The organism is Pseudomonas sp. UMAB-08 (assembly GCF_900095225.1).
Taxonomy (GTDB): domain Bacteria; phylum Pseudomonadota; class Gammaproteobacteria; order Pseudomonadales; family Pseudomonadaceae; genus Aquipseudomonas.
On sequence record NZ_LT607418.1, the window covers coordinates 411859 to 429265 of the forward strand.

Consider the following 17407-nt stretch of genomic DNA (forward strand, 5'->3'; position numbering starts at 1 on the left):
TGCACCTGCCCGCTCGCGCTGCACCGCGCAGAGCGGGCAGGTGCAACTCCATCTTGCTGCCAGACCTTAGCGCTTTGTTCCTACACCCCAGGACAGAGACTCGACAAACAGTTGCGAAAATTCTTACGCTGAAATACTGTATGCACGTACAGCTAACCAAGGATTTCCTCCGTGGCACAGAATTCTGCAGCAACACCTTCAGCCCCCAGCTCCTACGAACGACTCGGCATCCGGGTCCAGAAAGTGATCAACTCTCCGACCGCGCAAAAAGCCCGGGCAGCACTGATATACCGATTGACCGACGAGGTAGAAGACGATTGGAATCAGTTACTTGAAGAAATAGCCGAGAACGACAACGTCACCCTCGCCTACCGCGATGACGGTGGCGTGCAGATATTCTGGACCGTGCCGAAGGAAGATTGACGGCATGATTGTTCGAATAATCGCCCTGCTGACCCTGAGTTTCTGCATCACCGCCCATGCCGACGCGCCTCGCACCTTCAGTGAAGCAAAAAAGATCGCCTGGGGCCTGTACGCACCGCAGTCGACAGAGTTCTATTGCGGCTGCAAATACAGTGGTAACCGGGTCAATCTCGCCGCTTGCGGTTATGTTCCGCGCAAAAATGCCAACCGCGCCAAGCGGATCGAATGGGAGCACATTGTGCCTGCCTGGCAAATCGGCCATTTACGTCAATGTTGGCAAAATGGTGGCCGGAAGAACTGCACAAAAAACGACCCTGTTTACCAACGCGCCGAAGCTGATCTGCATAATCTGGTGCCCAGTATTGGCGAGGTGAACGGTGACCGAAACAACTTCAGCTTTGGCTGGCTTCCGGTTCAGACAGGGCAGTACGGTTCTTGCCTGACGCAGGTGGACTTCAAAGCAAAGAAAGTGATGCCACGTCCGTCAGTTCGCGGAATGATCGCCAGAACGTATTTTTATATGAGTAAGCAATACCGCCTTCCCTTGTCCAAACAGGATCGCCAACTCTATGAGGCCTGGAACAAGACTTATCCTGTCGATACGTGGGAAATTCAGCGCAATCAACGCGTGGCGTGTGTGATGGGTCGAGGCAACGCCTTCGTTGGCCCCGTTAACCTGAAAGCCTGCACATAACAGCAAAAAAGCCCGGCACTTGAAAAAGTGTCGGGCTTTTTATCGCGGCTGGACCAGATTTTATGGCGCCTCAGCCGCATCCTCTTCCGCCTGAATGCGCAGAGAACGCTGGATCATCAACTCCGACGCGTAATCAGCGGCCAGTTCGGCAGCATCAAGCGGCTCGATGGCACCGCGACTGATCAACCCGGTCAAGGCGGAGGCTGCAAACATATCCCAAATGTCTTGTTCATCATCAAGCAGTGACATGCGTACTTCCTCATTTGAATGTAGACGGCACTGTAACACCTGATGCCTCACTTCACCGTCTGACTTCCCCCTCAGAAACACCAAAAACCGTAAGCCACTCAACCGTTTCAGCTGTGCGCAGGCGGAGTGCCACTGATCGGATAGGCATTCTAATTAATACAAAATAGTGCAAAACGGTGTAATTATTTTTGCGGGGATTACCCCGACTAAAGTACGACAATCCTGAGCCTGATATTGGGCAATACACTTCACCACGTAATGGCATCCGCGCCGTAGCCGCTTGAAATTGTTTGCATGCCTGCATCGACGTAGAAATGAAAAGTAGTGCGTTACGCCTTCTGCGTTGATGCCCTACAGGTACAAGGGAGCGTACATATTTTCTGAGACGTGATACGTCTAAGGAGCGGAGGGGCGATATGGATCAGTTGAAAGCGTTCGAGATTAATTATCATTTCAAAGGGCAGTGTCGGCATTTTTTTCATGAGGCCCAGCACCTGTGCGAGAGCGATGCATTGCACTTCGCTACGCTGCATGCTGGGGTAGGAAGCGTCAACGACAATGTAGCGGCAGGCCCCGTCCGGCTGGCACTCCGGCAGGCTGAAGGTTTTGGTGTTACCGACGTTCAATGGCGGCGAGCCACGTAGCCGTGGTGTCCTCCCTGCACGATGCGTGCTCTGATCATCCATGAGCCGGCCAGAACTGCATCGCATCAGGGGAACAGGAAGCAGACTACAGGCACTGTCAAACCGACAATTGTGACTTTATTGGTCTGCCCATGTGCATGGAACCGCGGAACGATCAGACAGGCGCATATTCACCGGTGCCCTCAGGCCAGGGCGTCAGCAGCTCAAAACCAGTCTCAGTGACAGCAACCATATGCTCCCATTGAGCAGAGAGGGATTGATCGCGGGTCAGTACGGTCCAGCCATCGGGCAGCACCCTGGTCCCAGGCTTGCCGACATTGATCATCGGCTCGATGGTAAACACCATGCCCGGTTTGAGTTTGAGCCCTTGCCGTGAGCTACCGTAATGCAGCACCTGCGGTTCTTCGTGGTAGTTACGACCAATGCCATGTCCGCAGTATTCGCGTACGACGCTGAAGCCCTCGCGGTGCGCTACCGTCTGAATGGCATGACCGATATCGCCCAAGGTCGCTCCGGGTCGGACCGCGTGAATCCCGGCGAGCGTTGCCTCGTAAGTGGTGTGTACCAAGCGCTTCGCGGTCGGGCTGACGTCTCCCACGAAATACATCCGGCTGGTATCACCAAACCAACCATCCTTGATCACAGCCACGTCAATATTGACGATATCCCCATCCTTGAGAATATCCGACGCCGATGGGATTCCGTGGCAGACCACAGTGTTCGGCGAAATACAGGTGGATTTGGTAAAGCCGTGATAGCCGATGTTCGCTGGAATAACCTTCAGCTCATCGACGATATACGCGTGACAAATCTTATCCAGCGCTTCAGTGCTGACCCCAGCTTTGACATGACTGCCAATCATGGCGAGCACATCCGCAGCCAACCTTCCGGCAACCCGAAGCTTGACCAGATCATCTTCAGTCTTAATGCTGATACCCGCACCCATTACATCACCTCCCGCAAATTATCCATCGACGGCGAGAGACCGAACGGGGTTACCGACAGAACAGTGCCACCGGCATTTTCGGCACGAATGAGTAATTGGCAGATGTCGCTGTAATTGAGTGCCGGATGCAGTTCAGCCATCATGCCGATCTTCATCCAATGTTCAGCTTGAGCATTGATAGAGCGGCTCAGCGCTGCGCTGGCGGTCCGCGCATTGGCATGCATGTGTTCCGAAATTTTTACCAGGCCCACAGGATCACCTCAGAAATATAATATATGAATCATATACGCTTCATATATCAACGATCAAGAGCGAGGGGCAGGTAGAGAACGCGTTGCAGAAGAAACGGGATGTAGCAGCACAGCAAGACACTGCTATTCAGTCAGGCATTCCGATAAAGACAGCGCCAATTGGCTGATCGCATCCTGGTCCAGGTCGGTCAGTGCACGGTAGTGGATGATCACATTCCTTTCCGCATCACTGAGACTGTCGATGCGCAACGGCGTTCGGCAGCCGGATAGGAGATAGAGCACATCGACGCCCTTGACACCCAGCGCCGCCAAATAGCCCGAGCGGGGGGTACGCTCGCCACTTTCATACTTGCCTTGCGCATTGGCCTCTACGCCGCCAATGGCAGCAAATTCCTGCTGAGAAAGCCCTAGGGTCTTTCGCTCTTCCTTCAACCTCGAACCAAGATGATTCATTTGGGTTTGCCTAAAGAGAAATGTCACTCGTAACGATACGCTCACTTTACCTGCGACGTTGGATAATCAGGCAGGCGCGGCTTGCCGCTACCTGACAGTCGGCCGCCTTCCTCCATCAGAATAGGGCGATAAGCCCCCCTCGACCCTAAATCGCTGGACGCTTTGGTAGCGGCGCGCGATCAGCACATGACCAAGTCGCGTTCAGAGGTGTCAATCATTGGCGCATCGTTGACATCGATATGGCGCTGCTGCTCAAGCCATGTACGTGCCTTTTCAACACTGAAGGACTGATTTTTCGCTTTAATCTCGGCGAAAAACGTCCCACTCACCCGATAGTGGCCGCAGTCGGGACAGCGCAATTCAACCCAATCACTCATGGTCTGGAGGCGCTCGGCGCCCGCGTTACAAATCAAGCAATTCATACCGAACTTCCTTTAATTCACGACGTAACAACTGTAGTTGGCAAATGCCACCAAAGGATCACCGGGGTCGTGACAAACATTGTAGCTCCCCCGCGTCAGTGATTGATCCACAGATCAGCGCTTGAAACGAGACGCTCGAGTCATATCCCTTCTTCGTTGGGTTTCGTGGGTCGCGGCGAAATGATTTCGAGCGTAGCCAGATTCACCAGTGTGAAATAACCGCTGCCATCAAAACGCCAACCACCCGTATCAATGTGGAAAACGTTGCCCAGCAGCTCGGGTTGGCTCAAAGGGGAATGACCGACAAACAGGGCGCGCACGTCGGGTATTCCACTGGAATCTCTGAGACGAAGGCGCTCACGCGACCATTGGCAGTATTCCTCGAGACGCCCCGAATCCGGCAGATGCCCCAAAAGCGCGCCACGAAGCAATGCCCAGGTAGGTGTCGGACAGTCAGCATGCACCATGCCAATCAGTCCTGACGGGGTATCGACCTCGATAGCGATGGGCATCTGCTTAAAATATACGGCGAACTTCTGCTGCTCGCTGGGGGCAAGCCTGAGAAACCAGGCGCCCCCGCTTGCCCTATACATCGGATAATCAAGATCGTTGTGCTGTACATGCTTGATAGCCAACGCTTCATGATTGCCCTGCACCGCAAAAAACCAGGGCTGGGCCAGCCACTCGAGAACCCGTTCACTTTCAGGGCCACGATCAACCACGTCTCCTACGCTAAACAAGCGATCGACCTCCGGAGCGAAGCCAACCCCCTCTAACGCAGCTTGCAGGCGAGTGAAATGCCCATGGATATCACCCACGACGAAGTCACGGCCCTGCGTGTTTCTTTCAAAGTGTTTGAACCTGCTCACGCCGCGCCCTCCCCTTCGTCGATCAAAATGCCCGCTTCGCCAGGCAATTCTTCAACGCTCAGAATGACCGCTCAGGGCTTAAGCGGAAACTCTTCGTCCTGTTCTGACAAGCTTTTCCCGTCATCTGGATGCTTCCAGTCTTGGGGAGGAGGATTTTCGTCCTCCCCCGGGAGGTCATTGTCCTGATCAGGCATTCCCGATCCGGAGTCAGGAGAATGAGCACCGCCTTGTGTTTTTGGATCAGTATTCATATGCACCTCGCTATGGAACGAACCCTCTGTCGTCGCCTCGCTAAAAGACACTGACCTATTGCGTCCCGATTCTTTAGCAGAATAAAGCGCTGAATCAGCGCGTTCAATAAACTGCTCGATATTCCCGGCGACGCTTGGAAAACAGGTATAGCACCCGAGGCTTATGGTGAGGTTACCCAATGGGTTACGTTGATGAATAATATGTTCACTCACAACCCCCAGCCTGATTTTTTCCGCGATGACAAATGCGCCCTTCTCATCCGTGTCAGGCAGAAGCACCGCGATTTCCTCGCCCCCATAGCGCACCGCAAGATCGGCCTCCCGCTGCAAAGACTCACGAACAACACGTGCCACTGCGGCGATGCAGTGGTCGCCTGCAACGTGACCATAGGCATCATTGAAGCTTTTAAAATAATCGATATCTAACATGATCAGGCTTATCGGGAGGGTCGTCCGTGCGCCTCGCTTAAACTCAATGTTCAAGGTTTCCTCAAAAAGCCTGCGGTTCGCAAGCCCCGTCAGGCCGTCGTGCGTTGCCATGACCTGCAAATCGGCTTTCGCGCTGCGCAAGTCGGTTTCGACACGCTGACCGTTTCGCAACTGTTGTATGAATAACACCCCGAACAGGCAATTGATGATGAGCACGGCCCCAATGATCGCGGCAGATTTGTACACATTGTTTTGCCATTCATTAAGAATGGAATCTCTAGAGATGGCGGCTACCACTATCAACGGATAGGTTTTCAGCTGTTGGTATCCGCAGAGCCTTACGGTCTGATCAACCACTGACGTTATCATTGCAGTGCCGGAACTGGACCGGGGCAGATAGTTTTTAAGTATCTCCCCTTGCGCGACAGACGTACCGATCAACGCGTCGTTGAATGGGCGTCTGGCCAAGAGCGTCCCATCGGTTAGCGCGATAAACATCGCACCGTTTTTGTTGATATCGAAACCTTCAAAGAACTTATCGAAATAAGACATCCTGATGGCTGCCAACACAACACCGTTGAAATGCCCCTCTCGGTCATTCACCCGACGGGAGATAGGCACAACCCACTCGCCCGTCGCTCGACTACGGATCGCATGCCCGATCCGCGGGCCCAGATTGTCATTATTTTGATGGTAGATGAAATAGTCTCGATCAGAACTGTTCATCTCCGCTGGAATGTCAGTAAATGAAGTAACTATCCATTGACCGTTCTTATCAAAAAAGAACAGCCCATGCAGTTGTTCAATCGCTTTCACTCGATCGACAAAAACCTCATGTAAGCGGTCTACCTGACCGGGGCCATAACCATCGGCTTGCAGCCACCCTACCAATCCGGCCAGTACAATATCGGCTTCGTCAAACGTGTCCTCCGCCTCTTGCGCCATTGAGCGCGCAAGGTTTGAAGACGCTATCTCAGCCAGCTCCAGCTCGTGGGCCTTGGACTGCTGCAGTTGAAGCAAAGACAAACCGATGATGGACGAACAGACCACGATGATGAATATCACCGCACATTTCAGCATCGGTATGCGTTTTAACTCTTCAGCGGGCGAGGCGATCACAGCATTTATAAGTGGAGGCACTGACTAATCCTGATAATGCGGTGTTGTCGCTTAATGAAGCGTGAGCCTGTAACAGTGGAACCAGCCCGCCTGATTCCGCGTCAATTATAGGCTTATATGGCTGTAGGCTGCACGATGCGAAAAATTTTTGAGACCTCAGTGCCGTGAGTCAGCCGAAAAGAAAATTATGACGCGACACCTTTCGATGATTCGCGCAATCTATCGCATAACCGCGAACGCATCGCGGCCCAATTTTTCATCTGGACGTCAAATGATCCCCAACGCAGAACTCTACAATCCATCCACCGAATATGCCGACAAGCTGGTCACACGCATCGGACAGACGCCTGCATGGATCGCAAAGCGCATCGGCGTCACCGACAGGCGCATACGCTACATCCTTGATGGCTCACGAACCGTCAAAGGGGTAACCAGCCCTATTCAGATGACCTATACAGAGCAGTTTGCCCTTGAGTGCCTTGTGGCCGAGGCCAAAGCCAAAAACAAATAGTCCCATTGCGCGGGCCGCTCCGGAGTTGGAGCCTGCCTGTCTCACTTACGAGTGCCCATCGTTTTTGGGCTCGACATTCCGGACAGTCAACGCCTATTGATCGACCCCAGCCTATCGCCGGGGTCTGCGTTCCAACCCGGCAATTGACTGCAGACCTCGACGACTTGGCCGGAGGTTCAAATCGGATGTCGCTTGCGCTGGTTTATGCAAAAGCGAGTGAAATTTGAATTTGCCAGGCTTGCCCTCTGCTGGAGAAGCTTGAGTTTTGCCTGTTTGCATGGCGTATCCATTGGGGATTCTTGCTGCAGGAACAGCTCACAGTCTTTGTCTGCGTCCCTGGCGATTTTAATCAGCCTCTTCGCTTCAATCGGATCTTCAGGTTCGTACATTGTTCTCCCCTACTTAAACAGCGCAACCCCCTCTGCAGCCCTACTCGTGAACCTTGATAGTTGCGTTCTCACAGACATATATAAACTCTTTTGCACTGTATTGAGCTCTTTTGTACATTTGGTAATGATTGTCTGGAGCTCTGCGCGTTACAGAAATAAAGTCGCGCCAAAGTTGTTGAACAAACAGAGGTCGACAGTAGGCGCGCAGACTGCACACCGAGGAAGGGTCATGCTGATTCTTGAGAGGCACAAAAGGTGAATTCGGTCATGTCAGCGAAGCAGGTGAGTCCACTATTAATCAGACTTACGCCTACCCGGTTTGCAGCCGCCATAGGCCTTTGCGGCATTCAGGAACGGACAGCAAAGCGGGCTCGAGCTACTGGAACAGCTTACCGGCGATAATCCTGGTCTCCACCATCGCGATCACGCCCGCGATCATGGTCATATCCCCGATCATCGCCACGATCATTACTGCGTCCGTGGTCATGGCCGCGGTCATGATCCCGACCACGTCCTCCTCCATCCTCCCAGTACGGCCAGCAGCCTCCTAGCAGAAGGGAGCCCGAAATCACCAAGATAAATATAGCTGTTCGTTTCATTTTATCGTCCGATAAAGCAAGGACAGAACCCCTGCGAAGAGTTGTCGCTGCCAGTGATGTTTAGTCAATGGAGTGATCAACGAGTAATACGACCATTAAGTAGATCAATGATTCACTGCGTGGCGCGGTCAGCCTGAAGGCTGCGCCCACCGCTTGCATCCTGCGTCAAACAAGCTATGCATGTAACACTGAGGTTTGCGCTAACCTCCTATGAATGTTTGCTTCGGCTTCAAAAGGAGGTCACATGAACGGCATTGGTTTGCGACTAAAAGAAGAACGAAAAAGACTCGGTCTTTCCCAAGCGGGCCTGGGCGCCGCTGGCGGAATCGAAGCCAATGCGCAAGGTGCGTACGAAAGAGGCAAGCGTTTCCCGAACGCGACCTATCTCTCCCTGATAGCAGCCGCTGGCGTAGACATATTGTTCGTGGTGACCGGCGTCAGGAAAGCCCGATCGATCGACAGCATAACTGCGCTGGAAGCCAAGGTTCTGGAAGAGTTGGACGGTTTACCCGTGGACGTCCAGAACGACATCAAGCATTTGATCACCACTCTTTTTGACTCCGATGAACAAGAGAAGAAAGAGAATAAAGGCAACACCGAGTCATCCTGACCCATTCTGTTTACATCACCACCTGACCTGCCTGCTCAGTCCTCTTTCTCTTTGGGGCCACCCGCGTCAGGCTTTCATTTTTGATCGCTTCAGACCTTTTGAGAGAGGCAGTCGTCTATCAATTGCACCAAGGACTCCAGTGGCATGGGTTTCCCGAGGAAGTAACCTTGAGCTTCATCACACGCAAACGTCTTCAACTGCTCCAGCTGCGCAGCCGTTTCAACCCCTTCAGCAGTAATGGTCAGCGATAATGCCCTTCCAAGGCCGACGATCGCGTTGACGATGGATTGCCCCTCAGTCGAGTCGGTTAGATCCTCTATGAAGCTTTTGTCGATTTTCAAGCCATCGAAAGGAAAACTGCGTAAATAGCTCAACGACGAATAGCCGGTACCGAAATCGTCCATTGATAAGCGCACGCCCAGCGCTTTCAGGTCAGTCATTATTTTCAACGCGCTGTGTGCATCTTCAATCATCACTCGCTCGGTGACTTCCAACTCCAACCGACTGCTAGGCAATCCGGTAGCAGCGAGGACCAGAGTGATGCGTTCGACCAGGTTTTTAGTTCGAAACTCAACGGGGGAAATATTGACCGAGACCGTCAACGGCATCTGCCACATCACCGCATCCTTGCAGGCCTGAAGTAAAACCCAATCACTCATGGGAATGATGAGCCCGGTTTCTTCAGCCAACGCGATGAATTGATCGGGCATTTGAACGCCCAAGACAGGGTGTTCCCATCGCACCAATGCTTCAACGCCAGCCAACTGCGGGCCTTCAATCCGGTATCGCGGTTGATAATGCAAACGTAACTCGTCGTTCTTCAGCGCCAGCCGAAAACTTTTTTCCATTTCGCGACGCTTTACCAGCCGTTCATCCATTTCACTGGCATAGAACTTCCAGGTGTTACGGCCACCATTTTTTGCCTGGTACAGTGCGATATCAGCAAACCGCAATAACTCTTCGGCCTGTACAGCGTCGTGGGGAGCGATGGCAATGCCGATGCTGACGCCAATGTAAACGTCCTGCTCATTCACGACAAAAGGGATCTCGACGCTCTCGATCAGACGCCCACAAAGGCTCTCAATTTCTTGTGCGGAGCTTGTGCCCGTTACGATAATGATGAATTCATCACCGCCTTGTCGGGCGACCAGGTCTTCCTCTCTAAGGCATTTACGCAGCCTTTCCGATACCTCATTGAGGACCTGATCGCCAGCGATATGCCCAAAGGTGTCGTTGACCGGCTTGAACCTGTCGAGATCGAGACTCAGCATGACCAAGGGATTGCTGCTTGACGGCAGGGCTTTTAGTTTCCCGGCCAGGAACTCTTGCATCTGGACTCTGTTTGGCAACCCCGTCAACGCATCGTGCTGGGAGAGATGATGGATGCGGGCCTGCGCCTCGATTTCATGGGTAATGTCAGATGCAGTGCCACGATACCCAACCGTTTCAGAGCGCTGCACGATCGGTTTTACACTGATACAACACGTTCGCCTTCGGCCTTGCGCCGAGTGATAGCAGCAGCGCAACTCCCGCCGGGTTCCAGCCTGATCAGCTCGACGCAACCATTCAGCCAGTGGCTGCATTTCCCCTATCATTAGTTCTTCAAGGCTTCTACCCAACCATGACGCAACGTCGTACCCGGTAATCACTTGGAAACGCTCGGACAGGTAGCTGATACGCAGGTCTGAATCAACCTCCCATACCCAATCCGAAGCGGCCTCCGCCACGTTTCTAAAACGCTCTTCACTCATTTTAAGAGCGGCGCTGCTTTCGTTGATCATTAAGATATGCTCATCGGTCAGCCGCGCGCTGGTCATCGCCCTGCGTATAACCAGCCTGGCGATGAATCCGAGGATGATAATGACCACGACAAGCAATGGCAGCAGCAGTTTGAACAGTTGCTCGCCCGGAAGGTCAGGATCCCACTGAAGTATCGATGGGCGATCATCGGCTGAGACTAGACGCAGGGTCGACGGTGACGAATCGTCAATGTTCTCGTCGGCAGTCCGTAGCTTATGGACTGCGTAACTTTCGCCCAAGTGCTCAAGTTTCGGCGGCGTCAGCACATCAACAAAAACCAGAACAGATGACGTTCCAGGAATGGCGGCTATTTTTGGATCGCTTCCCGTCGTCAATGTCGCAGCAACGACCAACGCGGGACGCCCTCCTACCTGACGGGATTCGATGGCAATACCGCTGTCATCGGCCAACTTGCGCGCACGCTCGATCAGTGCTCCGACATCCCCGCCTAGCCAGTTGTTTAGCTCAACCTTTTCAAGCTGACCGTTAATGACCGCGTACGGAGTTTCGTTGTTGCCGTTGACAACAAACACCCCCTCGATCTGAAAGTCATCGTAAAGAGAAGGCCCCAGATTGCGGCTGACATACGCCCATTCAGGGTCGACTTTGACATGGAGATGCTCATAAGCGTCTCCCCAAAAAGCATTATCCTTGAGGCTGGACTTCAGCCCTGCTTCGCGCATCTGCCACGCCTTATCCACCAAAAAACGACTTTGCGTTTCAGCACGATCATTAAGGCGCAAGGCAATGAACACCAACACCAGTAACGCCACAATCAGAGCCGTTCCCAATAGCACCGCCATCGCCAGCAACGTCTGCTTTGCCGAGGAGGCATGATTACTGGTTGACGCACGCTGCGATTTAAAATGAGTTGCAGCCGTCATACAAAAAACCTTTCTTGGGAGCAAATCCTATGCTGAAAACCCGCCGGGCAGACCTTGGTCATATCGGCAAAATAGCCAGAAATATGACGCTCTTATCGAGTAAGTAAACACTACACACCCAAAAAGATAGCATCTTGCCATGATCAGAACGTACTCCCATCCAAAAAGTTTCACAGCCATCGGAGCTACACAGATAAAAAATCAAGCCTGATGCAGTTGAACCGTCAATAGAACATCACATAGTTGCGGACTACTGGGAGGCACCCTCTGGGTAGGGGTCACTGAGTTCAAGCCGGTAGCACATGCCCCCGTGCGCAATAAGCTTTCATTACCTCAACGGCTATGCAGGACCCTGGCCGCGAGAAGGGACTCGTCGATAACCTGCTGGACGCTTTCAGTGCGTCTTAGTGGTTCCCACTTATCGTCGGTGGCTACATCAAGCTTGGCTTGCAGCGCCAACGCGTACGGGTCAAATCCGAGTTCAAACGCCGCACCGAATACCGCCACAAGCGTTTGCGCGTAGACACTGTCTGATCTGTTAGTCATGTGAACTCCGTTAGTAGCCTACAGAACCGGCCCTGAGAAAATACATGCATTCGAATACACCATCACTCATTAAAGTATCCCTTTGAGTGACCAGCAAACGAAAGCGCTGCAATTAAAACGTTGGAGTACCGCCGTTCTCTTCCACTCACTCATCCTTCCCTCACACCCGAACACCGCACGCCATCACTGCCGGGTATTCACTTACAATACTTAAAGCCGGTGTCGCCAGACGAGAACCCTCCATGCCCAATAATCAGCGCCCCACCCTTTGCATTTACCACGGTCACTGCGCCGACGGCTTCGGCGCTGCTTGGGTTGTGCGCAAAGCCTTGGGCGCCGATATCGAGTTTCATGCTGGCATTTACGGCAAACCGGTGCCGGACGTTGCGGGCAAACATGTCGTCATCGTGGATTTTTCGTACCCTGCCGAGGTATTGATGGCGATGGGCGAAGCGGCGGCGTCTGTTTTGATCCTGGACCACCATAAGACGGCACAGGGCGACCTCAAGTCCCTGCCGTTCGCTGGCGATACCTATGGACAGTTCCAAACGGATTGCCGGAGCAAATGCATCCGCTCGGGCGCCCCCCACATAGGCGCGCTGTTTGATATGAACCGCTCGGGCGCCGGCATTGCCTGGGACTTCTTCTTTCCAGAAACACCTCGCCCCGCGCTAATCAACCATATTGAGGACCGGGACTTGTGGCTGTTCAAGCTGGACGGTACCCGCGAGATACAGGCCAGCGTCTTCAGTTACCCCTATGACTTCGACGTCTGGGACACGCTGATCGAGTCTGATCTAACCCTGCTTCGATCAGACGGCATCGCGATCGAGCGCAAGCTGCAAAAGGATGTTGCGGAATTGGTCGGCGTGACCAAACGCCGGATGGTAATCGGCGGCCATGACGTGCCAGTGGCAAACCTGCCGTACACGCTGACCAGCGATGCCGGGCACCTGATGTGCGCGGGCGAGCCCTTCGCCGCCTGCTACTGGGACACACCGGACGGTCGATTCTTCAGCTTGCGCAGCTCCGACGCGGGCGAGGATGTCTCGGCAATCGCTCAACAATACGGCGGTGGCGGCCACCGTAACGCCGCCGGTTTCAGCGTTCCGTTCGGCCATACGCTCGCACGTTGATCAACACGTGCAACAGCGTGAGTGCTCAACGGCAGCACGGTGATGCACGAGGGAGATCGCCGCCTCCTGGACGCTTAGTGCCGCAGGAATATAGTTCAGCATCTGGAAGCACGTTCAGATTGTGTAATTCTTGAAAAGCTCCTCTTTGATAATCAGCAACGCGTCATCGTAGTAGCGTTCACCGCGGGCCTCACTCAGCGGTATGGACCTGACGCTTCCCTCACCATCGCGCGGCGTGTGCTCGCAGGTGATGAAGAACTCCGCTGTTTCTGCCTTGAACTCCAGGTAATAAAACAGCTCCCGCCCCTCTCGATCCCAGTAACCAATTTCTCTTCGCATCAGTTTCCACCGCAGGAGTGTGAAGTCTCCCCATTCTACCGGGCACGGCCACTGCGCCAAAACTGGCTCATACCTATAGATGTTTAATGATCAAGTGGGTTATTCGTCTTCACTGGCACTCCGTTTGATGCCTAGCGCTACAGCCGCTACATGAGCCTTGCCGCGTAGTCCTTGTTTAGCACCGCTTAGAACCTGATAGGTGGAAGCGAGGTCGAGGTGGCGAGCTTCAGCGAAATCTTTGACTGAAATCCCTTGGCTGATAATCCAACGCTTTGCCTCCTCTCGTGTGCGTAGGGGATTCATGAGACTGTCCTGTGGCATGCATGCGCGGAATCTATCCCATCTGGAATCAGCGGCCCAACGGTCGTTTGGTGCTATTTAAGCAATACTTTCGTCTAAGTTCAGAGCTTAGCAGGCAGTGGATGGCCTTGGGCCTGACGGGCTAAGCGTGTTCGCGGAATGTAGAGATCTGAGATTCAGGGATCAAACCTGACGCCTCGGGCGATAAATCAATGTTTGAGCGCGGAACGCTCCCGACTTGGCACTCCCTCGCTCTCGCCTGCCTACCTGACGAAGGCTGTAGACATATAACCAAAGTGATCATCCGAGTAAAAATTTATACCTTTATCGTAGATCGCGACCGGTTTCCGCCAGGTATTAAGCAACATGGCCGGGAAGCAATAGTGGCATACTGATATCGCTGTGAATTCGTATGAATACAAAAACCGAATGGAGTCACTCATATGCCAACACTGGCATCCAGACTGAGATCGGAACGGAAAAGGTTAGGGTTAACACAATCCCAGCTTGCAGACCTTGGCGGTGTTGAGGCTAATGCTCAGGCGCATTATGAAAAGGGGTTCCGAATTCCTAGAGCCGACTATCTGGCTGCCTTGGCAGGGTATGGCCTTGACCTCCTGTACGTCGTCACTGGGAATAAGACCCCCATTGAAACTGTTGCCCTTTCAGAAATGGAATACACGGGGTTAATGGCTTTTAGAATGCTGGGCGAAAAAGAACAGAATGCAATTATAGTCATCATGCTCGCGTTAACACCTCCCCCCTATCTCGCTAACTAACGTTGTGGGTTATACCCTTCTGTACCTCTTGGGCTCCTGCTGCAGTTTGGCTCTAAACTTCGATACATGATCAGCGAGCCGCTTATTAGTGTCAGCAGCGATACGTAGATGTGGGTGCGGATTTGGCATTTTGATTTTGAGGTGGGAGGGTTTGCAAACGTTGTGCAAATCGCAAACAATAAAAAAGGGCCAACCTTTCGGTTGACCCGTCTAGACCGCCAGCAGGAGCGGATTTTGTTTGGTAGGCGCGACTGGACTCGAACCAGCGCGCCCCACCATGTCAAGGTGGCTTCTATTCACGTATAACCTATTGAATATAAAAGAAAGCATCTACTTGATCAACTGGCCAAAAAGCCCCAATACACGCTATAAGAATCAATAGCTTAGCGTTGCGTTTTCATACAGTAGTAGCCCCTCACTGGTATTCTGCCGACCGAACACACCCCCTATTTTTTATAGGCACTCGGAAAAGGTTATTGTAAGCGCATGACCCAGCTCCAAAGCGTCGGAAACATGATGCCCACGCCCGATATGCTATACGGAACATCTGAATCCGTGTCGCCAACGCATAAAGCCATCCATGAGCCCCATCGCTGACCTTGAAGTCAGTCCTGAGGGTTTCTAAAGGAAATTGGCCATAGCCCACAGCAAAGCCAGGAACGACCCAGCCAATAACACCAGGAACATGTGAAACTTAAAATTAGTCATGACTCTTATTTCGCAAGGTCACGGCTAATCTATTTATAATATGTTCTACGGCGTGTTTATCGGAAAAGTCCGCAGTCCGTAAAAACTTGATAAGTGCATATTCATCAGCAGAAAGTTCAGCAACAGCATACGGCGTTCGTTTGCCCGTCACGACGAACAGCACATCGATAGCCGTAGCAGACAATCGGCTCAGGTAGTCAGCCCTCGGACACCTCATTCCGCTTTCATAGAGTAATTGCGCATTGGGTTGTATGCCACCAATGGCAGCAACGGCGCTCTGGGTCAGGCTACACGCCTCACGTTCGAGTTTTAATCGCATGCCCAGATTCATCAACGCCATTCCCTTGGATATAACAATGACGCCATTATAATGGCGCAATGACATCACCGATCAATATCCATTTGGATTAAACAAAGAGAAAATAAATATCCATTTGGATGCAATAATGACTACACATATCAGATCAGTTGAGCAGCCAAGAAATGGAGCACCTATAACGGTATAGGGTTCGTAGTGAGATGCTGCATGGCTATCTAGGTCGTTCCCTGAACGCCGCGCCTACGGTCCACGGAAAGACTGTCAGACACTGGTAGAGGAGCGCGGCGGAATTATTGGAGGTGGCGTTAGCAAGAAAATCCACTCTCTGGTTGTCGGAAGTATCGGGAATGAGCAGTGGCGTCACAGTAGTTATGGGGTGAAAATCATGAAAGCTGCAGAGCTACGGCTCCCCTATAGCTATCATCGGCGAACACCAATGGCCGCGCGCCCTGTTCAAATAAGCGCGAGCAGTGTGGCGATTTGTAAAATCAGGAGCGTGGTTGTGAGCACCGAGATTGCCAGAGCACACATGATTTCCGAGCTTTCTAGGCTCGCGGAAGAGTTCGAGTTTTCTGCAAAAGGCTTGAGCGAGCTAAGGAAAGCTGAAGGGTTAATTGATACAGAATCAACAGACCTGATAAACCAACTTCTTTACACCTCCTCCCAACTGAGGGCTCTTGCTGATGCCGCCGAAAAGGGCAGCGAGGATCAGGCCAAGGCTGAGTAGTTGGCCCGCTGGGGATTTGTAGGAGGTCGAAATGGGACTCAACAGACCAACGCAAGAGCTGAATCGCGAACTCAAAGACGCAGCGCTGAGCCTGGAGCAGGCAGCGTCTGAAGTACTCGAAATCACCAAGAGCTGCGGGGATGCCGATGTTGTCGCTGCGCTAAAGCTAATTGCGAAGCTGTATGAGGAAGCAGATCGGCTGGCAGCGCTTGCGGATGAGGTGAAGGCGGGAAGGATTGTGCGGGGGAAGGCTGAATAGCTCGCGAGCCTAGCCCAAGCATTTGGCGGGCGACGTATTCGCGCTAAAAATTGAAAGACAAAGCAATGCCCTGCAGAAGGGTTACTGAATGCCGAAGAAACAACCGGAAAGTAAAGTTGCAGCGACTGCTGCTGAAATTGAGCGCTCTATCCAGGCCCTGAACAAAATGGCGGAACGCCTTTGGGGAGATGGTCGAGAGGCTGAGGCGAAAGCTCTCCTCGACGCCTTGGACGCATTAAACCGGGCGCTTGATCGAATCAGGATTGGAGAGAGTCGAAGGATTCTCCATTGAGCGAGGCTGGAGTTGAGGATGAGGCTAAGGCGATCCTGAAGCTGGTTCAAAGCTTCAATGAGGCTGAGGACGTGCTGCTTGGGTACACGAAAGAAATCGGTACGGGGCTGATCGTCAAGGCGAATACTCACTAACCGACCCAAATCACCGAGTGATTTAGCCTGGCCAAGAACGATCCACTGCCCTCATGCAGCTGTCGCTCTCTGATAAGTAGATGGCAATAACGACACGTCAGGACGACTTGCTGTCACTTCGCCATCCATTGTCCTACAATCTAATCAGCTGATGGATCAGCCCCCTTCGACAGATAGCCCGCCGCGCGCGGGCTTTTTGTTGTCGGCTGCTACGCTTTCCTTTTTCAGTGGAGGCTCAAGCCATGGCAGACAAAGGGTCGCGGTAGGGACGGCAGTTACCTGCCGCCCCCCGCACAGATCCGTACGTGCGGAACTACCGCATACG

At 52.8% G+C, this 17407-nt stretch carries 25 protein-coding genes and 1 pseudogene; 12 read left to right on the forward strand and 14 right to left on the reverse strand.

Going from position 1 to position 17407, the window contains the following annotated elements; all coding sequences use genetic code 11:
* Nucleotides 1-171: 171 nt before the first annotated feature.
* Together K0F75_RS11720 and K0F75_RS11725 are read left to right on the forward strand one after the other, a co-directional pair.
* Nucleotides 172-423, forward strand: a complete 252-nt coding sequence (locus K0F75_RS11720; RefSeq protein ID WP_219062002.1) for a DUF1654 domain-containing protein — start codon at nucleotides 172-174, stop codon at nucleotides 421-423.
* Nucleotides 424-427: 4 nt separating this feature from the next.
* Nucleotides 428-1117, forward strand: coding sequence for an endonuclease (locus K0F75_RS11725; RefSeq protein ID WP_219062003.1), 690 nt, complete (start codon nucleotides 428-430; stop codon nucleotides 1115-1117).
* A gap of 60 nt (nucleotides 1118-1177) precedes the next feature.
* Here the strand turns inward: K0F75_RS11725 and K0F75_RS11730 are convergent, their stop codons facing one another.
* Nucleotides 1178-1366: a hypothetical protein gene (locus K0F75_RS11730; RefSeq protein ID WP_219062004.1), complete on the reverse strand. Its 189-nt coding sequence runs from the start codon at nucleotides 1364-1366 to the stop codon at nucleotides 1178-1180.
* 416 nt (nucleotides 1367-1782) lie between these two features.
* Between K0F75_RS11730 and K0F75_RS11735 the strand changes: the two genes are divergently transcribed.
* On the forward strand, nucleotides 1783-2010 hold the full coding sequence (locus K0F75_RS11735) for a DUF6555 family protein (protein ID WP_219062005.1): 228 nt from the start codon (nucleotides 1783-1785) through the stop codon (nucleotides 2008-2010).
* Between the two features lie 154 nt (nucleotides 2011-2164).
* Here K0F75_RS11735 and map read toward each other — a convergent pair whose 3' ends face one another.
* The 6 genes from map to K0F75_RS11765 all read right to left on the reverse strand — a co-directional run bounded on the left by map (nucleotide 2165) and on the right by K0F75_RS11765 (nucleotide 6771).
* Entirely contained in the window at nucleotides 2165-2956 is a 792-nt protein-coding gene (gene map, locus K0F75_RS11740; RefSeq protein ID WP_219062006.1) for a type I methionyl aminopeptidase, read from the reverse strand.
* Complete coding sequence (locus K0F75_RS11745; protein ID WP_219062007.1) at nucleotides 2956-3207, reverse strand: ParD-like family protein; 252 nt, start codon at nucleotides 3205-3207, stop codon at nucleotides 2956-2958. The genes map and K0F75_RS11745 overlap by 1 nt, the downstream gene beginning before the upstream one ends.
* 123 nt (nucleotides 3208-3330) lie before the next feature.
* Nucleotides 3331-3660 (reverse strand): helix-turn-helix domain-containing protein, encoded by a 330-nt coding sequence (locus K0F75_RS11750; RefSeq protein WP_219062008.1) that lies wholly within the window; start codon nucleotides 3658-3660, stop codon nucleotides 3331-3333.
* 179 nt (nucleotides 3661-3839) lie between these two features.
* Entirely contained in the window at nucleotides 3840-4082 is a 243-nt protein-coding gene (locus K0F75_RS11755) for a hypothetical protein (protein WP_219062009.1), read from the reverse strand.
* Nucleotides 4083-4222: 140 nt separating this feature from the next.
* Nucleotides 4223-4951, reverse strand: a complete 729-nt coding sequence (locus K0F75_RS11760; RefSeq protein ID WP_219062010.1) for a metallophosphoesterase — start codon at nucleotides 4949-4951, stop codon at nucleotides 4223-4225.
* Between the two features lie 71 nt (nucleotides 4952-5022).
* Complete coding sequence (locus tag K0F75_RS11765; RefSeq protein WP_374028633.1) at nucleotides 5023-6771, reverse strand: diguanylate cyclase; 1749 nt, start codon at nucleotides 6769-6771, stop codon at nucleotides 5023-5025.
* Nucleotides 6772-7021: 250 nt separating this feature from the next.
* Here K0F75_RS11765 and K0F75_RS11770 point away from each other — a divergent pair, with 250 nt between their 5' ends.
* Nucleotides 7022-7261: a hypothetical protein gene (locus K0F75_RS11770; protein WP_219062011.1), complete on the forward strand. Its 240-nt coding sequence runs from the start codon at nucleotides 7022-7024 to the stop codon at nucleotides 7259-7261.
* Nucleotides 7262-7437: 176 nt separating this feature from the next.
* On the opposite strand, the gene K0F75_RS11775 is transcribed toward K0F75_RS11770, so the two are convergent.
* A complete protein-coding gene (locus tag K0F75_RS11775; RefSeq protein WP_219062012.1) occupies nucleotides 7438-7650 on the reverse strand; it encodes a hypothetical protein in 213 nt (70 codons plus the stop codon).
* A 376-nt stretch (nucleotides 7651-8026) separates the two neighbouring features.
* Entirely contained in the window at nucleotides 8027-8161 is a 135-nt protein-coding gene (locus K0F75_RS25750; protein WP_257604333.1) for a hypothetical protein, read from the reverse strand.
* Between the two features lie 332 nt (nucleotides 8162-8493).
* Here K0F75_RS25750 and K0F75_RS11780 point away from each other — a divergent pair, with 332 nt between their 5' ends.
* The gene (locus tag K0F75_RS11780) at nucleotides 8494-8859 is read left to right on the forward strand and encodes a helix-turn-helix domain-containing protein (RefSeq protein WP_219062013.1); all 366 of its coding nucleotides are present in this window, start codon (nucleotides 8494-8496) and stop codon (nucleotides 8857-8859) included.
* Nucleotides 8860-8948: 89 nt separating this feature from the next.
* On the opposite strand, the gene K0F75_RS11785 is transcribed toward K0F75_RS11780, so the two are convergent.
* Both K0F75_RS11785 and K0F75_RS11790 read right to left on the reverse strand, forming a co-directional pair.
* Nucleotides 8949-11543, reverse strand: coding sequence for an EAL domain-containing protein (locus K0F75_RS11785; protein ID WP_219062014.1), 2595 nt, complete (start codon nucleotides 11541-11543; stop codon nucleotides 8949-8951).
* 333 nt (nucleotides 11544-11876) lie between these two features.
* Nucleotides 11877-12089, reverse strand: coding sequence for a hypothetical protein (locus tag K0F75_RS11790; protein WP_219062015.1), 213 nt, complete (start codon nucleotides 12087-12089; stop codon nucleotides 11877-11879).
* A 242-nt stretch (nucleotides 12090-12331) separates the two neighbouring features.
* On the opposite strand from K0F75_RS11790, the gene K0F75_RS11795 reads away from it, so the two are divergent.
* Nucleotides 12332-13225, forward strand: coding sequence for a phosphohydrolase (locus K0F75_RS11795; RefSeq protein WP_219062016.1), 894 nt, complete (start codon nucleotides 12332-12334; stop codon nucleotides 13223-13225).
* Between the two features lie 114 nt (nucleotides 13226-13339).
* Here the strand turns inward: K0F75_RS11795 and K0F75_RS11800 are convergent, their stop codons facing one another.
* Together K0F75_RS11800 and K0F75_RS11805 are read right to left on the reverse strand one after the other, a co-directional pair.
* Nucleotides 13340-13564 carry a hypothetical protein gene (locus K0F75_RS11800; protein ID WP_219062017.1) on the reverse strand — a complete coding sequence of 75 codons (225 nt, stop codon included), beginning with the start codon at nucleotides 13562-13564 and terminating at the stop codon, nucleotides 13340-13342.
* A 99-nt stretch (nucleotides 13565-13663) separates the two neighbouring features.
* The gene (locus K0F75_RS11805) at nucleotides 13664-13867 is read right to left on the reverse strand and encodes a DNA-binding protein (protein WP_219062018.1); all 204 of its coding nucleotides are present in this window, start codon (nucleotides 13865-13867) and stop codon (nucleotides 13664-13666) included.
* 440 nt (nucleotides 13868-14307) lie between these two features.
* Between K0F75_RS11805 and K0F75_RS11810 the strand changes: the two genes are divergently transcribed.
* A complete protein-coding gene (locus K0F75_RS11810; protein WP_219062019.1) occupies nucleotides 14308-14643 on the forward strand; it encodes a helix-turn-helix domain-containing protein in 336 nt (111 codons plus the stop codon).
* A gap of 700 nt (nucleotides 14644-15343) precedes the next feature.
* Here K0F75_RS11810 and K0F75_RS11815 read toward each other — a convergent pair.
* Entirely contained in the window at nucleotides 15344-15736 is a 393-nt protein-coding gene (locus tag K0F75_RS11815) for a helix-turn-helix domain-containing protein (RefSeq protein ID WP_219062020.1), read from the reverse strand.
* A 172-nt stretch (nucleotides 15737-15908) separates the two neighbouring features.
* Between K0F75_RS11815 and K0F75_RS25755 the strand changes: the two are divergent.
* The 5 genes and pseudogenes from K0F75_RS25755 to K0F75_RS11835 form a co-directional block, all read left to right on the forward strand.
* A pseudogene (locus K0F75_RS25755) lies at nucleotides 15909-16131 on the forward strand (NAD-dependent DNA ligase); the annotation flags it as partial.
* 41 nt (nucleotides 16132-16172) lie between these two features.
* Nucleotides 16173-16397, forward strand: coding sequence for a hypothetical protein (locus K0F75_RS11820; RefSeq protein ID WP_219062021.1), 225 nt, complete (start codon nucleotides 16173-16175; stop codon nucleotides 16395-16397).
* Between the two features lie 31 nt (nucleotides 16398-16428).
* A complete protein-coding gene (locus K0F75_RS11825; RefSeq protein WP_219062022.1) occupies nucleotides 16429-16656 on the forward strand; it encodes a hypothetical protein in 228 nt (75 codons plus the stop codon).
* Between the two features lie 88 nt (nucleotides 16657-16744).
* Complete coding sequence (locus K0F75_RS11830; RefSeq protein WP_219062023.1) at nucleotides 16745-16948, forward strand: hypothetical protein; 204 nt, start codon at nucleotides 16745-16747, stop codon at nucleotides 16946-16948.
* Nucleotides 16945-17082 carry a hypothetical protein gene (locus tag K0F75_RS11835; RefSeq protein ID WP_219062024.1) on the forward strand — a complete coding sequence of 46 codons (138 nt, stop codon included), beginning with the start codon at nucleotides 16945-16947 and terminating at the stop codon, nucleotides 17080-17082. Before K0F75_RS11830 ends, K0F75_RS11835 begins: the two co-directional genes overlap by 4 nt.
* The last annotated feature ends 325 nt before the right edge of the window (nucleotides 17083-17407 follow it).